General features: G+C 68.3%; 17 protein-coding genes. 6 read left to right on the forward strand and 11 right to left on the reverse strand.

What is annotated here, in order from left to right; genetic code table 11:
* Nucleotide 1 precedes the first annotated feature (1 nt).
* Nucleotides 2-496: a hypothetical protein gene (locus tag OG205_RS22440; protein ID WP_330270076.1), complete on the forward strand. Its 495-nt coding sequence runs from the start codon at nt 2-4 to the stop codon at nt 494-496.
* A gap of 25 nt (nt 497-521) precedes the next feature.
* Here the strand turns inward: OG205_RS22440 and OG205_RS22445 are convergent, their stop codons facing one another.
* From OG205_RS22445 to OG205_RS22455, 3 genes are read right to left on the reverse strand one after another with little or no spacing between them, the layout of a single operon-like run.
* A complete protein-coding gene (locus OG205_RS22445) occupies nt 522-1,451 on the reverse strand; it encodes an LLM class F420-dependent oxidoreductase (RefSeq protein WP_330270077.1) in 930 nt (309 codons plus the stop codon).
* A 10-nt stretch (nt 1,452-1,461) separates the two neighbouring features.
* On the reverse strand, nt 1,462-2,460 hold the full coding sequence (locus OG205_RS22450) for a CaiB/BaiF CoA transferase family protein (protein ID WP_330278206.1): 999 nt from the start codon (nt 2,458-2,460) through the stop codon (nt 1,462-1,464).
* Entirely contained in the window at nt 2,457-2,756 is a 300-nt protein-coding gene (locus tag OG205_RS22455) for an antibiotic biosynthesis monooxygenase family protein (RefSeq protein ID WP_330270078.1), read from the reverse strand. Before OG205_RS22455 ends, OG205_RS22450 begins: the two co-directional genes overlap by 4 nt.
* Nucleotides 2,757-2,850: 94 nt before the next feature.
* Here OG205_RS22455 and OG205_RS22460 point away from each other — a divergent pair, with 94 nt between their 5' ends.
* Complete coding sequence (locus OG205_RS22460; protein ID WP_330270079.1) at nt 2,851-3,627, forward strand: cyclase family protein; 777 nt, start codon at nt 2,851-2,853, stop codon at nt 3,625-3,627.
* A gap of 187 nt (nt 3,628-3,814) precedes the next feature.
* On the opposite strand, the gene OG205_RS22465 is transcribed toward OG205_RS22460, so the two are convergent.
* The 8 genes from OG205_RS22465 to OG205_RS22500 form a co-directional block, all read right to left on the reverse strand.
* A complete protein-coding gene (locus OG205_RS22465) occupies nt 3,815-4,732 on the reverse strand; it encodes an acyltransferase domain-containing protein (protein WP_330270080.1) in 918 nt (305 codons plus the stop codon).
* Between the two features lie 67 nt (nt 4,733-4,799).
* Entirely contained in the window at nt 4,800-6,014 is a 1,215-nt protein-coding gene (locus OG205_RS22470; protein ID WP_319978429.1) for a ketosynthase chain-length factor, read from the reverse strand.
* Nucleotides 6,011-7,279, reverse strand: coding sequence for a beta-ketoacyl-[acyl-carrier-protein] synthase family protein (locus tag OG205_RS22475; protein ID WP_330270081.1), 1,269 nt, complete (start codon nt 7,277-7,279; stop codon nt 6,011-6,013). Before OG205_RS22475 ends, OG205_RS22470 begins: the two co-directional genes overlap by 4 nt.
* Nucleotides 7,276-7,989: a hypothetical protein gene (locus OG205_RS22480; RefSeq protein ID WP_330270082.1), complete on the reverse strand. Its 714-nt coding sequence runs from the start codon at nt 7,987-7,989 to the stop codon at nt 7,276-7,278. The genes OG205_RS22475 and OG205_RS22480 overlap by 4 nt, the downstream gene beginning before the upstream one ends.
* Nucleotides 7,989-8,177 (reverse strand): hypothetical protein, encoded by a 189-nt coding sequence (locus OG205_RS22485; protein WP_330270083.1) that lies wholly within the window; start codon nt 8,175-8,177, stop codon nt 7,989-7,991. Before OG205_RS22485 ends, OG205_RS22480 begins: the two co-directional genes overlap by 1 nt.
* A gap of 9 nt (nt 8,178-8,186) precedes the next feature.
* On the reverse strand, nt 8,187-9,122 hold the full coding sequence (locus OG205_RS22490) for an aromatase/cyclase (RefSeq protein ID WP_330270084.1): 936 nt from the start codon (nt 9,120-9,122) through the stop codon (nt 8,187-8,189).
* Between the two features lie 29 nt (nt 9,123-9,151).
* Nucleotides 9,152-9,403 carry an acyl carrier protein gene (locus OG205_RS22495; RefSeq protein WP_330270085.1) on the reverse strand — a complete coding sequence of 84 codons (252 nt, stop codon included), beginning with the start codon at nt 9,401-9,403 and terminating at the stop codon, nt 9,152-9,154.
* A gap of 159 nt (nt 9,404-9,562) precedes the next feature.
* Nucleotides 9,563-10,372, reverse strand: a complete 810-nt coding sequence (locus OG205_RS22500; protein ID WP_330270086.1) for an AfsR/SARP family transcriptional regulator — start codon at nt 10,370-10,372, stop codon at nt 9,563-9,565.
* Between the two features lie 210 nt (nt 10,373-10,582).
* Between OG205_RS22500 and OG205_RS22505 the strand changes: the two genes are divergently transcribed.
* From OG205_RS22505 to OG205_RS22520, 4 genes are all read left to right on the forward strand, one after another.
* Entirely contained in the window at nt 10,583-10,768 is a 186-nt protein-coding gene (locus OG205_RS22505; RefSeq protein WP_330270087.1) for a hypothetical protein, read from the forward strand.
* Nucleotides 10,765-13,029 carry a TOMM precursor leader peptide-binding protein gene (locus OG205_RS22510; protein ID WP_330270088.1) on the forward strand — a complete coding sequence of 755 codons (2,265 nt, stop codon included), beginning with the start codon at nt 10,765-10,767 and terminating at the stop codon, nt 13,027-13,029. The genes OG205_RS22505 and OG205_RS22510 overlap by 4 nt, the downstream gene beginning before the upstream one ends.
* A complete protein-coding gene (locus OG205_RS22515) occupies nt 13,029-13,700 on the forward strand; it encodes a hypothetical protein (RefSeq protein ID WP_330270089.1) in 672 nt (223 codons plus the stop codon). The genes OG205_RS22510 and OG205_RS22515 overlap by 1 nt, the downstream gene beginning before the upstream one ends.
* Before the next feature lie 99 nt (nt 13,701-13,799).
* Complete coding sequence (locus OG205_RS22520; protein WP_330270090.1) at nt 13,800-16,064, forward strand: sensor histidine kinase; 2,265 nt, start codon at nt 13,800-13,802, stop codon at nt 16,062-16,064.
* Nucleotides 16,065-16,074 lie beyond the last annotated feature (10 nt).

Raw genomic sequence — 16,074 nt, forward strand, 5'->3', positions numbered from 1 at the left:
CGTGAGGTTGTCCCGACGCCAGTTGTTCACGGCTGCCGGATTGACGGCGCTGGCAGGTGGAATCAGTTCGAACGGGCCGGTGGCTGCGGCCGCTCCCGTTCGGACGTGGAGCGGTGAGATCCAGGTCGGCGACTGGGAGCAGTACTACCTCGGGCTTGACGGTGGAGCGCACCAGAAGGCGCTCAGCGCGCTGGACATCGGACATCGCGACGGCGTCCGCGCCGACGAGCAGTACCTGATGGTGCCGGTCGAGTCCGTGCGACGGGCGGCACTGGAGTTCGGTGACCACGCGGCCGCCGACGTGTTGCGCGACCGCTTCGGTCTGGACTCGCCGTCGATGCTCGAACGCGGGCTCAAGCTGGTGCTCGGGCAGGACGGGCTGGAGCGCCGCTACCTCGACGAACCCGCGCTGCAGCTGCGATACATCGGATATCGGCGGCGGTTCGCGAACCACGTCCTGCCCATGCCGTCAGCGGTGCGCAAAGCGCTCGCCTGATATCCGATATCCAGTACCCGATATATCAGAGTTGGGGTGCGACGTCCGACGCGATGTCGGTGATGTGGTCGAGGTCGGCGAGGTCCAGCGTCTGCAGGTACACGCGCTGTACACCGGTCGCGTCCCGCCACGCGCCGATGCGGTCGACCACCTCGGCCGGGGTGCCGGCCAGGCCGTTCTGCTTGAGCTCGTCGACCTCGCGGCCGATCGCGGCGGCACGGCGGGCGACGTCGGCGTCGGTCCGGCCGACGCACGCGACGAGGGCGACCGAGCGGATGATCTCCTTCGGGTCGCGGCCGGTCTCCTCGCAGGCGGCGTCGACGCGGGCGAACTGCTCGACAGCGGCGTCGATGCCGACGAACGGCAGGTTGAACTCGGTGGCGTAGGACGCGGCCAGGGCGGGCGTGCGCTTGGCGCCCATGCCGCCGATCAGCAGCGGGACGCGCTCCTGCGCGGGCTTCGGCAGCGCGGGCGAGTCGGTCAGCGTGTAGTGCTTGCCCTCGAAGGAGAAGGTGCCGCCGAGCGGGGTCTCCCACAGGCCGGTGATGATCGCGACCTGCTCCTCGTAGCGCTCGAACCGCTCCCCCAGCGACGGGAACGGGAGCCCGTACGCGGTGTGCTCGGCCTCGTACCAGCCCGCGCCGATGCCGAACTCCACGCGGCCACCGGACATCTGGTCGACCTGGGCGACGCTGATGGCGAGCGGTCCGGGGTGGCGGAACGTCGCGGCGGTCATCAGCGTGCCCAGGCGGATCGTCGACGTGTCGCGGGCCAGGCCCGCGAAGGTGATCCACGGGTCGGTCGGACCGGGCAGGCCGTCGGCCGAGCCCATGCTGAGGTAGTGGTCGGAGCGGAAGAAGGCGCCGTACCCGGCGTCCTCGGCCGTCCTGGCCACCCGGAGCAGATCGTCGTAGCTGGCACCCTGCTGGGGCTCGGTGAAGATTCGCAGTTCCACGAAAGCGAATCTAGTCCGCCGAAAAGCGAGGTGCGGGCACGGCCGCGCCCAGCGGGGTGAACACTCCGCGCGCCACCAGATGCGGGTGCGAAGCCGCCTCCTCCAAAGTCAGCACCGGAGTCACACAGGCGTCCGTGGCGTCGAACACCTCCGACCACTCGTCGCGGGTCCTGGCCAGGAACGCCTCCGCGAACGTCTTGCGCAGCAACGGCCAGGAGTCGCGGTCCATCTGCTCGGGCAGGTCGGCGGCGTTCAGTCCCAGACCGGCCAGCAGCAGCGCGTAGAACTGCGGCTCCAGCGACCCCACCGCGACGGAACGGCCGTCCGCGCACTCGTAGATCGAGTAGAACGGGCATCCGCCGTCGAGCAGGTTCGAGTCCGGCGAGTCCTCCCACACCGACTGCGCCTTCATCGACCAGATCATCTGCGCCAGCGACGCCACCCCGTCGACGATCGCCGCGTCGACGACCTGGCCGAGGCCGGTGCGCTGCCGTTCCCACAACGCCGCCAGCACACCCAGCACCAGGTACAGCGAACCGCCGCCGAAGTCACCGACCAGGTTCAGCGGTGGCTTGCCGATCGCGTGCAGCACCCCGGTGACCGACAGGTAGTTGATGTCGTGTCCGGCGCGCTGGGCCAGCGGACCGTCCTGACCCCACCCGGTCATCCGCGCGTAGATCAGCCCGGGATTGACCGCCAGGCAGTCGGAGGGCCCGAGACCGAGACGTTCCAGCACGCCGGGGCGGAAGCCCTCGATCACCACGTCGGACGCCGAGATCAACGACAGCACGGAGGCGCGGCCGTCCGCGGACTTCAGGTCCGCCGACACCGAACGCCTGCCGCGCAACAGGAAGTCGCGGGAGGCGTCCGGCACCACGGACAGGCCGCCGGACGGACGCTCGACGCGCACGACGTCCGCGCCGAGGTCCGCCAGCAGCATCGCGCCGTGCGGGCCGGGACCGATGCCGCCGAACTCGACGACCTTCAGCCCGTCGAGCGGTCCCATCAGGACTCAGAGGCCACGAACGACAGGCGCGGGTTGAAGATCGCACCCGTGGACTCGGCCAGGCCGCGCATCGCCTTGGCGTGGTTGCCGAATTCCGGGTGGGCCAGTGCCGCGCGCAGGGCGTCGGCGCTCTCCCACAACGCGATGTTGATGTACGACGCCGGGTCGTCCAGCTGGCGCGACAGCGTGTACTGGATCAGGCCCGGCTGCTCGCGCAGGAAGGCGGCCGTCTCGTCGAAGGCCTTCTCGAACTCCTCCGGGTCACCGGTGAGCGTGAAGCGGTTGAGGAAGGTGATCATGAGGTGGCTCCTCCAGAAACGGTGTCAGGCTAGGCAGAACCATGCCCACCGCGTCTTGAGACGTGCTCAAGGAACGCCCGCCAAGCTCGACCACATGCGCATCATCGATCTGTCTTCCCACATTGACGCAGCCGCGTACGAAGCGGACCCGGTGACGCACGAGGTGCTCACGGCCGCCCAGGGTGCCGAACACATGGCCGAGCAGCTCAAGGCGCGGCTCGGCATCGAGTTCGACGTCTCCGTGCTGCGGGACTCCGAGTTCCTCACGCTGGACCGGATCAGCCTGACCTCCCACACCGGCACGCACGTGGACGCGCCGAGCCACTACGGCTCGAAAACCACGTACGGCAACGGAATCCCCCGCCACATCGACGAGATGCCGCTGGAGTGGTTCCACAACCCCGGCGTGAAGCTCGACGTCCGCGGCCACGGCACCGGCGTCATCGGTGTCGAGGTGCTGGAGAAGGAGTTCGCCCGCATCGGCTACACGCCGAAGCCGATGGACATCGTCATCCTCGACACCGGCGCCGCCGAGCACGCGGGCACGCAGACCTACTTCACCGACTACACCGGACTCGACGGTCCCGCCACGAACTTCCTGCTGGACCTGGGAGTCAAGGTGATCGCCACCGACGCGTTCAGCCTCGACGCGCCGTTCCCGGACATCGTCAAGCGCTACCTGGCGACCAAGGACCAGAGCGTGCTGTGGCCCGCGCACTTCGCCGGTCGCGACCGCGAGTACTGCCAGATCGAGCGTCTCGCGAACCTGGAGGCGTTGCCGGACTTCGGGTTCACCGTCGTCGCGTTCCCCGTCAAGATCAAGGGTGCCGGCGCGGGCTGGACGAGGGCCGTCGCACTGCTGGACGACTGACCCGAGCGACCATCTCTCAAGTGAGAGCTGAATCACCGTACTTACCTTGGTAGGTATGGATAACAGTGAATGGCCACCAGAGAACGAAGACCACATCGTCCGCGGCATCGACTAGCAGCAGCCGTCAAAGGGCCGCCCTCACCCAGAAGGATCCGATTCTGGAGAGGGCGGCCCTTTTATATTGCCGTCACACCAAACGAGCGCGAGCCGTGTCCACGGTGTCCGCGGCGTCCAGCAACGGCAGCACCTGCGATGCGCCGGAGCGCACGGCCTTCGTCCGCCGCGCGAACGACGTCAAAGTCTGTCCGGGACCGGCTTCCACCAGCAGAACGTCGTACATCGCCACGAGCTCGTTGAGCGCCGGCCCGAAGTAGACGGCGTCGGTCAGCTGACGGGTCCAGAACCGCGCGGACAACGCGTCCTCCGGGGTCATCAGCTTTCCCGTGTACCCGGAGTACAGCGGCATCTGCGGCGCACGCGGCGAAGCGCTCCACGAGGCCAGTGCCTCGTCCACGGCGGGCTGCATCGCCGGGCTGTGGAACGGCGTCGACGCCGGCACGGTCACGACGATGTACTCGTCGGCTTCCAGCCGCGCCCGCACACGGGCCAGCGGCTCGTCGGATCCGGCCAGCATCGTCTGCCGGGCCGAGTTCACGGCCGCGATCGCCACGTCGCCTTCCAGGTACGGCAACAGGTCGGCTTCCGAAGCGGCGACGGCCAGCATGCCGCCGGAGGGAATCGGCACGGCGGACAACACCCGGTCCCGCACCAGGGACACGGCTTCTTCCAGGGTGAACACCCCGGCCAGCGTCGCCGCGACGACCTCGCCCGCGGAGTGCCCGATCAACGCGACGGGCTTGACGCCCCACGACAGAACGGTGCGCCCCAGCGCGTAGTCGATCGCGAACAGCAACGGCTGCGCCCGCGACACGTGATCGACGTCCGCCCCGGAAAGCCAGTCCTCGCAGGCAAGAGAGCCGACCTCGCCGAACAGCTCGAACACCTCGTCGATCACCGAGGTGAACACGGCATCCGTGCCGTACAGGGACGCCGCCATCCGCGGGTACTGCGATCCCTGGCCCGGAAACATCAGTGCTACGTCCACAACACGCCTCCAGAAACGGCTCAAGGCCGTGAAGGGAACACCTTCACGGCCTTGAGGCACCTGACATCTACCTGTACTCGCGAACCACCATGGCGGAGTTGAAGCCGCCCTTGCCGCGCCCGAGCACCAGCGCGGCCTTGATCTTGCCGTGCCGCGCCTCGTTCATGACGAGGTCGATCTCGTACTCCGGCACCAGGTTCTCGACGTTGATGGTCGGCGGGATCGCGCTCCAGTAGATGGAGAGGATCGCCGACGCCACGTCGAGCGAGCCACCACCGGCGAACAGACGCCCGGTCATGGTCTTCGGCGCCGTCACCGGCACACCGAACGGCCCGAAGATGCCCTTGATCGCCTCGGCCTCGGCCTTGTCGAGCTCGGGAATGCCCGCCGCGTCGGCGAACACCACGTCGATCTCCGAGGCGTCCATGCCGGCGTCGCGCAGCGCCAGCTCGGCCGCCCGCTTCAGACCCGGCTCCCGCGACGGCATCTTCGAGTCGAACGTCGAGGCGTACCCGACGATCTCACCGTAGATGCGTGTCCCGGGACGGCCGGCCGCCGACTCCGGCGTCTCGACCACCATGATCGCGCCACCCTCGCCCGCGACGTACCCGGAGGCGTCGCGGTCGAACGGCAGGTAGGCGCGCTTCGGGTTGTTGTTGCGGGACAGGCAACCCGAGGCCTGGTGGGCAACCCACGCCCACGGGCACAAGGACGAGTCCATGCCGCCTGTGAGAGCCAGCTGGACACCCTTGCGCAGCTGGCGCCGGGCGTGACCGATGGAGTCGATGCCACCGGCCTGCTCGGACACCACCACCGCGCCGGGACCGCGCGTGCCGTGCCGGATGGAGATCTGGCCCGTGTTGACCGCGTAGAACCACGCGAACGACTGGTACGCCGAGACGTACTCCGGACCCTGGTGCCACAGCTTCTGCAGTTCGCGCTGACCGAACTCGTACCCGCCGGCCGTCGCCGCGGTGATGACCGCGATGTCGGTGTCGGGGATGTCGTTCGGCTGCACACCCGCACCACGCAACGCCCAGTCCGTGCCGACCAGTGTCAGCCGCGTCATGTGGTCCGTCTGCGGCAGCAGGCGACCCTGCAGGTGCCGCCCTGCCTCGAAGCCAGGCACCTCACCGGCGATCTTCGCCCAGTAGTTCGCGCTGTCGAACCGGGTGATCGGCCTGATCGCCGCCTCCCCGTGCAGGGTCGCCCGCCAGTACGCGGTCGGCCCCAAACCGTTCGGAGACGCGATGCCGATTCCCGTCACCACTGCCCGAGTCACCGGCCTGCCCCTTCCACCTTTTTGAGCACCATGGCGCTCTGGAATCCACCGAAACCACTGCCCACGGTCAGGAGGGTGTCGACCTTCTTCTCGCGCGCCACCAGTGGCGTGTAGTCGAGGTCGCACTCGGGGTCCTGCTCGTGGAGGTTCGCCGTCGGCGGGATGAGGTCCTGCTCGAACGCCAGCAGCGAGCCGACGATCTCGAGGGAACCGATCGCGCCCAGCGAGTGCCCGATCATCGACTTGAAGCCGGAGACCGGGGTCTTGTACGCGTGCGCACCCAACGAACGCTTGAAAGCGGCCGTCTCGTGCAGGTCGTTCTGCTTGGTGCCCGACCCGTGCGCGTTGATGTAACCCACGTCCGTGGCATCCGCACGCGCCTGCTTCAGCGCGATGTTGATGGCGTCGGACATCTCGATGCCCTCGGGGTGCAGGCCCGTCATGTGGTAGGCGTTGCACCGCGAGGCGAAGCCGGCGACCTCACCGTAGATGTGCGCACCGCGAGCGCGGGCGTGCTCCAGCTCCTCGAGCACGATGATCGCGCAACCCTCGCCCAGCACCAGGCCGTCGCGGGTCTTGTCGAACGGCCGGCACGCCGTTGTGGGGTCGTCGTTGCGGGTGCTCGACGCACGGATCACGTCGAAGCAGACCACGGTGATCGGGGAGAGCGGAGCCTCGGTGCCGCCGGTGACGACGACGTCCGCGGAGCCCTCCAGGATCAGGTCGGCGGCGTAACCCACCGAGTCGAGACCCGAGGTGCAGCCCGTGGAGACCACGGAGACCGGCCCCTCCGCGCCCACTGTCCACGCCAGCTCCGTCGCCATCGAGGACGGCGTGAAGTAGTCGTAGAGGTGCGGGACCGCGTAGGACGCGTCGACCTCCCAGTACTTGCCCCGGTCGGAGCCGACGATGAACTCGCGCTCCAGCGAGGTCGTGCAGCCGACCGCGGTGCCGAGCGAGACACCGATGCGGCCGGGGTCGAGCTGGTCGAACTCGATGCCGGAGTCGGACATCGCCTCACGACCCGCGACGACCGCGAACTGCGCGGCCCGGTCGAGACGGCGGATCTCCTGCGGTGTCAGGCCTTCGCGCACTGGATCGAAATCTGCTTCCCCCGCCATGCGGGAGCGGTACGGAGACGCGTCGAAGTGCGTGATGTTGCGAGTCGCCGTACGCCCTTCGGACAGCAGTTGCCAATACGCCTTCGTTCCGATGCCACCAGGTGCGACCACGCCCACCCCGGTGATGACGGCGCGACGACTCATCGGACACCTCCAATCGCCTTCTGTGCGGACACGGTCTGCTCCAATCTCGGACAGGGCACGGGAGCGATACCTTTTTCTGCCGAATGAACCAATGGTGGAACGCCCCGATCGAGGCCACCTCGAACGACGGCGTAGGACCCCTGTACGAGCCCGGCCCCCGCATCGGCCGCGAACAGCTGTTTCGCTGCCGAGCCGCCGTCGTCCTCACATCCGAAACCAAGGGGCACACCGGTTTCCGCGACCGCCGCGACGATCTCGCCGATCTGGTCCGGCCACAGCTTGCCCGCTGTGTCGTGCAGCAACACGGTTTCCGCCCCAGCCTCCGCGGCGGTCAGCACGACCTCCAAAGCGTGTTCGGGGTCGATCAGCCAGCCGTCGAAGAAGTCCCGCGCCTCGACGATCACTCGCCGTTCTGCGCGCACGAGTTGACGCACGGCCTCCCGAACCACCGAAAAGCCGTGCCCTTGGACAACTATCGACACCGCGGGGGTTTCCGCGGCGATGAGTGCGGCGAGATCCTCCGCACCGCCTGAAGCGATGAGGGTGGCGGCCCGCAACCGGAGTTCGACGCTCGCCCGGTGGTAGAACGACCGGGCGGGCCTGCCTCCGTCGACGAACGTGACTCCGAGCGCGTCGAGGCGCCGCGCCGCGACCAGTCTGTCCGAAATGGACAGGCCGGTGCGGCGCAGCGAGATGTCGTAGAGCTTCATCAGAACCCCGACAGCAGTACTCGGGAGGCCTCGATCTCGTAGGCACAGGGCGCCACGTCCGAAGAGGGACAACCCTTGCGCTGATGCTCGACCGCGGCCTTCTCCAGGTACATGGAGACCACGTGAAGTCCGTTGCGGCTTGCGGCACGTGCCGCGGCGGTCAGTAGTTCCGCGCCACCCAACCCCATCGCGTCACCTCACCCGTTCTCGGCGAATTCCTTGGCGTGCCGGAGCGTCGTGAGACTGTTGGTGCCCAGCGCGTGGCGGATGAGCTCGCGAGCGCGCTCGATCGTCCCGTCGGCTCCCAGGATCTCGGGGATGACCTCGGGCCGGATGACGACGGTGTGGTGCGACGTCGCCTCGATGCCGGCCTCGATGCCGTCGCCGATGTCCCTGAACGTCCACCGGCCGACGTGCGCCGCCATGATCGGCGGTGTGTGCGTCTGCTTGTAGACGATGCCGTCGTACGGGGTGCAGACCCTCACCGAGTGCGTGGTGTGGATCGACCCGTCCGGGCTGCGCGTGTCCATCTCCATGGACTGCACGCCGGTGACGGCTTCCTTGAGGTCCAGCTTCGCCACGTGCGGCAGACGCTCCGGCCACAGGTCCGACCGGTACAGGAACTCGTAGACGTCCTTGCGACTCGCGTGGATCGTGATGCTGTCCGAGAACGACAGCACCAGCTTGTCGTAGTCGTCGCCGTACTCGGCCGCCCGCTTGAGAGCGGCGAGCTCGGCGTCGCTGTTGTTGTTGACGGCGTTCAGGATGAGGTCGACCGCCTCTGGCTGCGCCGCGGTGAAGTGGTGGAGCAGATCGACCCGCGTCGCCGAATCGGCGATCGGGACGATCCGCCACTCCCCACCCATCGTCTTCACCGGTGCCGCCGAACGCTCCTGCTCGAACTTGATGTGCAGGTTCGCCGGGTCGAGCTCGCGCCGGGACGTCCACGTGCGCACGTCACCGTTGGCGAACGCGTGCAACCGCAACCGCTCCGTCGAGCCATCCCGTTCGAACACCTCGGCCTGGACCGTGGGTCCGAAGATGTACGGCCAGGTCGTCACGTCCGCGACCAGGTCGTACACCACCTTGGCGGGAGCCCCGATCATGACCGTGTGCGTGGTGGTGTGCGTCATGTCCGTCTCCGTATCCCGAGTCGCCGGCGTCAGGCCGCGATCTGTCCGTTGACCTTGTCCAGCAGCTGACGCGGCGTCTCGATGTACGCCAGCTCGTCGTCGGCGATGGCGGCACCGTGCTTGCGCTTGATCAGCGCGACCGTCTCCAGCAGGGCGAGGGAGTCGAAGCCCAGCTCGAGGAACGGGATGTCGAGAATGTCCTGGCCGGTCTTGAACGAGTCGTCGTCGCCCGCGGCCTCGTTGAGGATCTCCTTGAGACCCTCGATGGTCAGTGCGCTCACGGCTAGTTTCCTTTCCTCCAGCGGGCGATTTCCGCGCGCCCACGACTGAGGTTGTCACCGCACGCCTGTAAGCCGGTGGAGAGATTCTCGAAGAAACCGTTGCACGACAAGCAAAAACGGCCCGCGCCACAGTGTGGCGCGGGCCGCTTGATCCGTGATCTAGGCGAGAAGGCGTTGCAACTGACGGGTTTCGGCGCTGTCGAGGCGCGGGTCGGACGTCAGGATCGCGTGCTGCAACGTCTGCAGGCGCGACGACGGTTCGACGCCGAGCTCCTCGATCAGGGTGTTGCGCAGACCCTTGAACGCGTCGAGCGCCTGCCACTGCCGGCCCGCGCGGAACAGCGAGATCATGTACTGCGCGCACAGGTTCTCGTTCATCGGGTTCTGCACGGTCAGCACCGAGAGCTCGGACAGCAGCGCCTTGTGCTTGCCCATCCGCAGCTCGGCGTCGATGCGCGCTTCGAGCGCGCCCAGCCGGGCCTCTTCGAGGCGCACGATCTCGATGCCGAGCGGCATGCCCGGCCGCACGTCCACGACGGCGGCGCCGCGCCACATCTCGAGCGCCTGGCGCAGCAGCCGGGAGGCGGAGACGTAGTCCTCGACGTCGTAGGCCTGCTGGCCGGCGCGGGAGAGACGTTCGAACTCGTGCACGTCGACGGCCTCCGGCGGCACGTCGAGCAGGTAGCCGCCGTAGCGCGTGACCAGCACTTCCTTCGCCGCGCCCTCACCGGAGGTCGCCAGCGCGTCGCCGATGAGCTTGCGCAGTTGCAGGATGTAGGTCTGCAGGGTGGTGCGGGCGCTGCGCGGCGGACGGTCGCCCCACAGCTCCTCGATCAGCGTGGGAACGGACACGACCTGCCCGGAGTGCAACGCGAGCAGCGCCAGGATCTGCCGTGGCTTGGCCGCGGTTGGCGTCACTGAGCGACCGTTCACCTTGGCCTCAACGGGCCCCAGGACCTTGATCTGCATCGCGACCCCTCCTTCGGTTCCGAGCACGGGATTAGTCTGCTCGGCCCAACGGCGGGGCGTTAGTGCACAGGCCATCGATGTCAGGTGAGTTCTGCCCGTGCCGGGTATGAAAACTTCATACGGAGGCGCATTAGCCGGTAACTACCGATCCATTAGCGCTGGTCCCCATCATTACCCACAACAAATCACACGCAAACATCGGAGATGAACATGTACCCCACCGTCACCGTGGAGCACTTGTCTTCCGTCCCCACCGCCACAGACGACTCCGACGACATGAAGATCTACCAGTTCGACCGCGAGGCCTCGATGGACTGGACCTGGATCATCGGCTCCACCGGCTGGACCACGCCCGGCGACCGCTTCCAGGCTCACGAAGACGTTCTCGCGGCATGAGACCCGAACTGGCCGAACCGGGCGACCAACGCATCGGGTTCAAACGACACCTCCGGCCGCAGATCGTGCAGGGTGAAGCCGTCTACCTCATCGGCGAATCCGGAGTCACGGCGATTTCTGGCACCCACGTGGAATCGCTCGCGCCGCTGCTCGACGGCACTCGCGACCTGGCCGCGCTGCTGCGCGACGCCCCAGCCGATCTGACCGCCGACACGGTGGCGCGCATGCTCACGCGCCTCGCCGCGGCGGGACTGATAGGCAGATGGGGCGCGGAGGACGGTTCGGCCACGACAGAGGCCTCGCTCGCGTACTGGGACGCGGCGGGTCTCGACCCCACGGACGCGGTGGCGGCGACGACGACGTCGCTGGTCTCCGTCGTCGCGATCGGCGACATCGATCGTGGCGCGCTCGTGGAAGCTTTGCACCGCAACGGACTCACGGTCACCTCGGGGAGTGGCGACCTGACGGTAGTGGCGTGTGCGGACTACCTGGCCCCCGAACTCCGCGACGTCGACGCCGCACATCGCGCGGCAGGCACGCCGTGGCTGCTGGTCAAGCCGGTCGGGGCGCAGGTGTGCGTCGGTCCTTTCTTCACCCCCGGCGACGGCCCCTGCTGGCGTTGCCTGGCCGTCCGCCTGTCGGCCAACCGCAAGGCGGAGGCCCACGTGCGAGCGCGGTGCGGACAGCGTGGTCCCGCACCTCGTCCGGCCATCGGACTGCCATCGCTGCAGGCGACGGCTCTGGACATCGCCTCGGTCGAGGCGACCAAGTGGCTCGCGGGTATCCGCCACGAGACGCAGCAGTCGATCTGGAACTACGACAGCCTCTCCATGAAGGTCACGCAGCACGACGTGCGGCGCCGTCCGCAGTGCCACGGCTGTGGTGACCCCGAAGTTGTCGCGCGCAGGGCGTTCGAGCCGGTCGAACTCACGAGTCGCGTGAAGCGCTCCTGCGAGGGCGGCGGCCACCGGTCGTCGTCCCCGCAGGAGGTGCTCGACACCTACCGGCACCTCATCGGACCGGTCACCGGCATCGTGCGGGAGATCCGCAGGAACGTTCGCGGGCCGGCGTTCTTCAACTCGTTCGTGTCCGGCTCGAACGTCGCGGCGACGGGCGAGGGCGTCGAAGGACTGCGTTCGGCGCTGCGCGCCGACACAGGGGGCAAGGGCGTCACTCCGCTCGACGCCCAGGTCGGAGCGCTCTGCGAGGCCGTGGAGCGGCGCAGTGGCACCTACTTCGGCGAGGAGGCGCGGGTGAGCGGCAGCTACTCCTCGCTGGGCGACCTCGCGATCCACCCCGACGCCGTGCAGCAGTACCACCCGCGCCAGTTCGCGGACCGCGAGGCGTGGAACGCGGGCCACTCGGCGTTCCAGCACGTCACCACCCCGTTCGACGAGGACGAGGTGATGGACTGGTCCCCGCTGTGGTCGCTCACCGAGCAACGGCACAAGTTCATGCCCACCGGCATGCTCTACTTCGGCGCCCCCTGTCCGCCGAGCGTCGCGTCGGACTCCAACGGCTGCGCCGCGGGCAGCAGTCTTGAGGACGCAGTGCTGCAAGGACTGCTCGAACTCGTCGAACGGGACGCGGTCGCCATCTGGTGGTACAACCGCACGCCGGTGCCCGGCCTCGACCTGGACTCGTTCCACGACCCGTGGATCAACGAACTCCGCGAGGTGCACGCGGGCCTCGGCCGTGAGGTGTGGCTCCTCGACGTCACCGCGGACCTCGGCGTGCCGACGATGGTCGCCGTGTCCCGCCGCACCGGCGACGGACCACGCGAGGACATCATGTTCGGCTGCGGCGCCCACCTGGATCCTCGCATCGCGGCACGACGCGCGCTCGCCGAGCTGAACCAGTGCATGCCCGCGCTGTGCGGACAGGTGGACCTCTCGGAGTTCGACGTCGACATGCGGCACTGGATCGAGACCGTCCGGCTCGCCGACCACCCTTGGCTCGCTCCTGACTCCTCGGTGCCCGCGCACGACGTCTACCACCACGGTTACGTCCACCGCCCCGACCTGACCGACGACATCCGCGCCATCCAGAGCACCCTGGAGGCCAAGGGGATGGAGGTGCTGGTGCTGGACCAGACCCGGCCCGACGTCAAGCTCCCGGTCGTCCGGGTGGTGGTGCCGGGACTGCGGCACTTCTGGTCGAGACTCGCTCAAGGGCGCCTCTACGACGTACCGGTACAACTTGGTCGGCTGGCACGACCCCGGCAGTACGAAGAGCTCAACCCGATCCCGTTGTTCATGTGATGCTCACCCGTCAGAGCGGAGGCGCCGTGCTGCCCACGCAGTCGCACATCCCCGAAGGGCGGCCGCTGTGGTCGTTGCTGGAGGACGCCTTCGTCGACGAGGGCGCCGAGCACCTGACGGTGCACGGCAGATGGGGTGCGATCGAGATCGCCGACACGAGCCCGCTCGTGCGCGAGGCGTTGCACCGGATGAGCCTCGGGCCGGTGGCGCTGGAGAACATCTCCGCCCTGCACGAGAACTTCGTGCGGTGGAAGACGGGCTCCGGGCCGTGCCTCATCTGGCGCAAGCTCAAGAACACGCTCGACGAGCTGGGTGGTTGTCTTGTCCCGTCGCTCGGGTTGAACGACGGCGCCGGGCCGATCCTGTCGGTCGTCGCGGTCACCCGTGACGCCGTGTTCGCGTTGCCGCACATCGATGAGGACGCGATCGTCCGCATGCGGCCACGCACCGAGATCGAGCGCCTCAACGGAGACCAGGCCCTGGCGTGTCCAGGACTCTCCTATCAGGTGATTCTGCACAGCGCGCCCGCAACGGAGATAGCGAAGTCGTTGCTGCACAGCGAGAACACGATCGCTGAGGTGGCCGAGGCGTTGCAGGTGGAGAAGACTCTGGTCGGAGATGTCGTCGCTTATCTGGCGGGGGCCGGACTCGTCGTCGTCCAGAGGTGTTGAGCCATCGCCATGTTGCTCCGATCGCGGATGCCAAAACGCGAGACTTCCCAGGAAGCGCCCGTATCATGGCCGCGTCCCGACCCTCGCGTGGGAGCTGCTGTGACGCTACGACAGGAACGCTCGTCGGTCTCCCGTCGTTTGGCGTACGTCGTGATCAGCGTGGTGTTCGCCAACTACCTCGGCAACGCCTTCATCTACGTCGTGCAGGCCGGCGCCACGCCGGTGCGGATCGTCGGCTCGCTGGCCTGTCTGCTCGCGATCGGCTACCTGCAACTGGGAGTGTTCTCCCGGCCGAGCGCGAACCTGCGGTCCGCCAAGGCGTACCTGGCGCTGGGCGCGATGGCGCTGCTGGTGTTCGTGCCGGTGCCGTTCTTCGCCTACGCGTGGGGAGGCATGCCCGGATTCCTGGCGGGCAGTTGCCTGCTGGTGCTGCCCGGCCGGGTGCGGTGGTTCGTGTTCGTCGGCGTGGCGCTGGCCAACGCCGCGACCAAGGCGGGACCAGGCATCCAGCTCGGCCTGCTGGCCTACGCCGTGGCGGCGTCACTGGTCGCCGGCCTGGTCGTCTACGGCCTGTCCCGGCTTCCCTCCCTGGTCAAGCAGCTGGAGACGGCCAGGTCCGACCTCGCCGACCTCGCCGTGTCGCAGGAACGGCTGCGGTTCGCCCGTGACCTGCACGACCTGCTCGGTTTCAGCCTGTCGGCCATCACGCTGAAGGTCGAGCTCGCCCGCAAGCTGATCGGTGAGCGCACCGACCACGCCCTGCGCGAACTGGCGGAGATCCTCGGCATAGCCCGCGAGGCGTTGACGGACGTTCGTGCGGTGGCGTCGAGCTACCGCGAACTGTCGCTGGCCGACGAGATCGAGTCCGCGCGGTCCGTGCTGACCGCGGCGGGCGTCACGGCCACGATCAACGTGAACGGCACCGAACTCTCACCCCGGTCGCGGACGGCGCTCGCGACCGTGTTGCGCGAGGGCGTCACGAACCTGCTGCGCCACAGCGAGGCGTCCTGCTGCTCGATCACCATCGACGGTGACGGCCGGATGGCGTCGATCGACATCGTCAACGACGGCGCGCCCGCCGAGACCCGTACCGACCGGGGCAGCGGCCTCGCGAACCTCGCGACCCGCACCGGAGCCGTCGGCGGGTCCCTGCTGGCCCAGTCCTCCGCGGACGGCACCTACCGGCTGCACGCCGAGGTGCCGGCCGAACCGGTCCCGGCGGAACCGGCGAGCGACTCGCGACGACCGGCCGGTCCCCCGATCGCGACCCGGTTCGCGCAGGTGCTGCTCACGGCGGTGGTGGTCGGGTACGCCTTCATGGCGCCGATGCTGGCGTCGTACAACCCCGCTGTCAGCGCTGCCGCGCTCGCGGCCGCGGCGGTCAGCAGCGCGGTGATCGCCACACTGGTGCTGACCATCGTGAGCCGTCCGCGCGTCCGGATGCATCCAGCGCTCGGTTACGCGGCGCTGGCCGGGCTCGCCGCCGCCGTGTACGTGCCGCAGGTCGTGTTCCACAATCCCTATCTGGGCGGCGTGCCGGGCTTCCTCGCGGGCTCCGCGGCGCTGATCCTGCCCCGGTGGTTCGGCTGGGCGGGGTTCGTGGCGGTCGTCGCCGGTCAGGGCGTCATCCAGGGCGTGTTCGACTATCCGGCCGTCGACATCGCCTACGGCGTGATGGCGGCGATGAACCACGGACTCGTGCTGTACGCGTTGACCCGGCTGCGGTCGATGGTGACCGAACTGCACGAGGCACGGGAAGAACTCGCGACGGCGGCGGTGACGCAGGAAAGGCTGCGGTTCGCCCGCGACCTGCACGACCTGCTCGGCTACAGCCTCTCCGCGATCACGTTGAAGAGCGAGCTCACCCACCGGCTGGCCGCCGTCGACCCGGACCGGGCCCGCCAGGAGCTCACCGAGGTGCTGGAGATCTCCCGGCAAGCCCTCGCCGACGTCCGCTCCGTGGCGCTGAGCTACCGCGAACTGTCGTTCGACGAGGAGACCCAGTCGGCGCAGGCGCTGCTGTCCGCCGCCGACATCAAGGTCACCGTGCGGATCGACGCCTGCGACCAGCTGCCCAAGGAAGTGACGGTGACACTCGCGACCGTGTTGCGCGAGGGCGTCACGAACCTCCTGCGGCACAGCAAAGCCGAACACTGCGAAATCGTGCTCGCCAGCTCACGTGACCTGGTCACGATGGACATCGTCAACGACGGCATCCCCGCGGTCGAGCAGAAATCCCGTGACGGCAGCGGGATCGGCAACCTCACCACCCGCGTCCGCGCGCTCGGCGGCGATCTGCAGGCCGGCCTCACGTCCGAGCACACCTACCGGCTCCGCGCCGAGATCCCCTTGCCGCTCAACTGAAGCAGCTGAT

This window comes from Lentzea sp. NBC_00516 (assembly GCF_036346835.1).
Taxonomy (GTDB): domain Bacteria; phylum Actinomycetota; class Actinomycetes; order Mycobacteriales; family Pseudonocardiaceae; genus Lentzea; species Lentzea sokolovensis.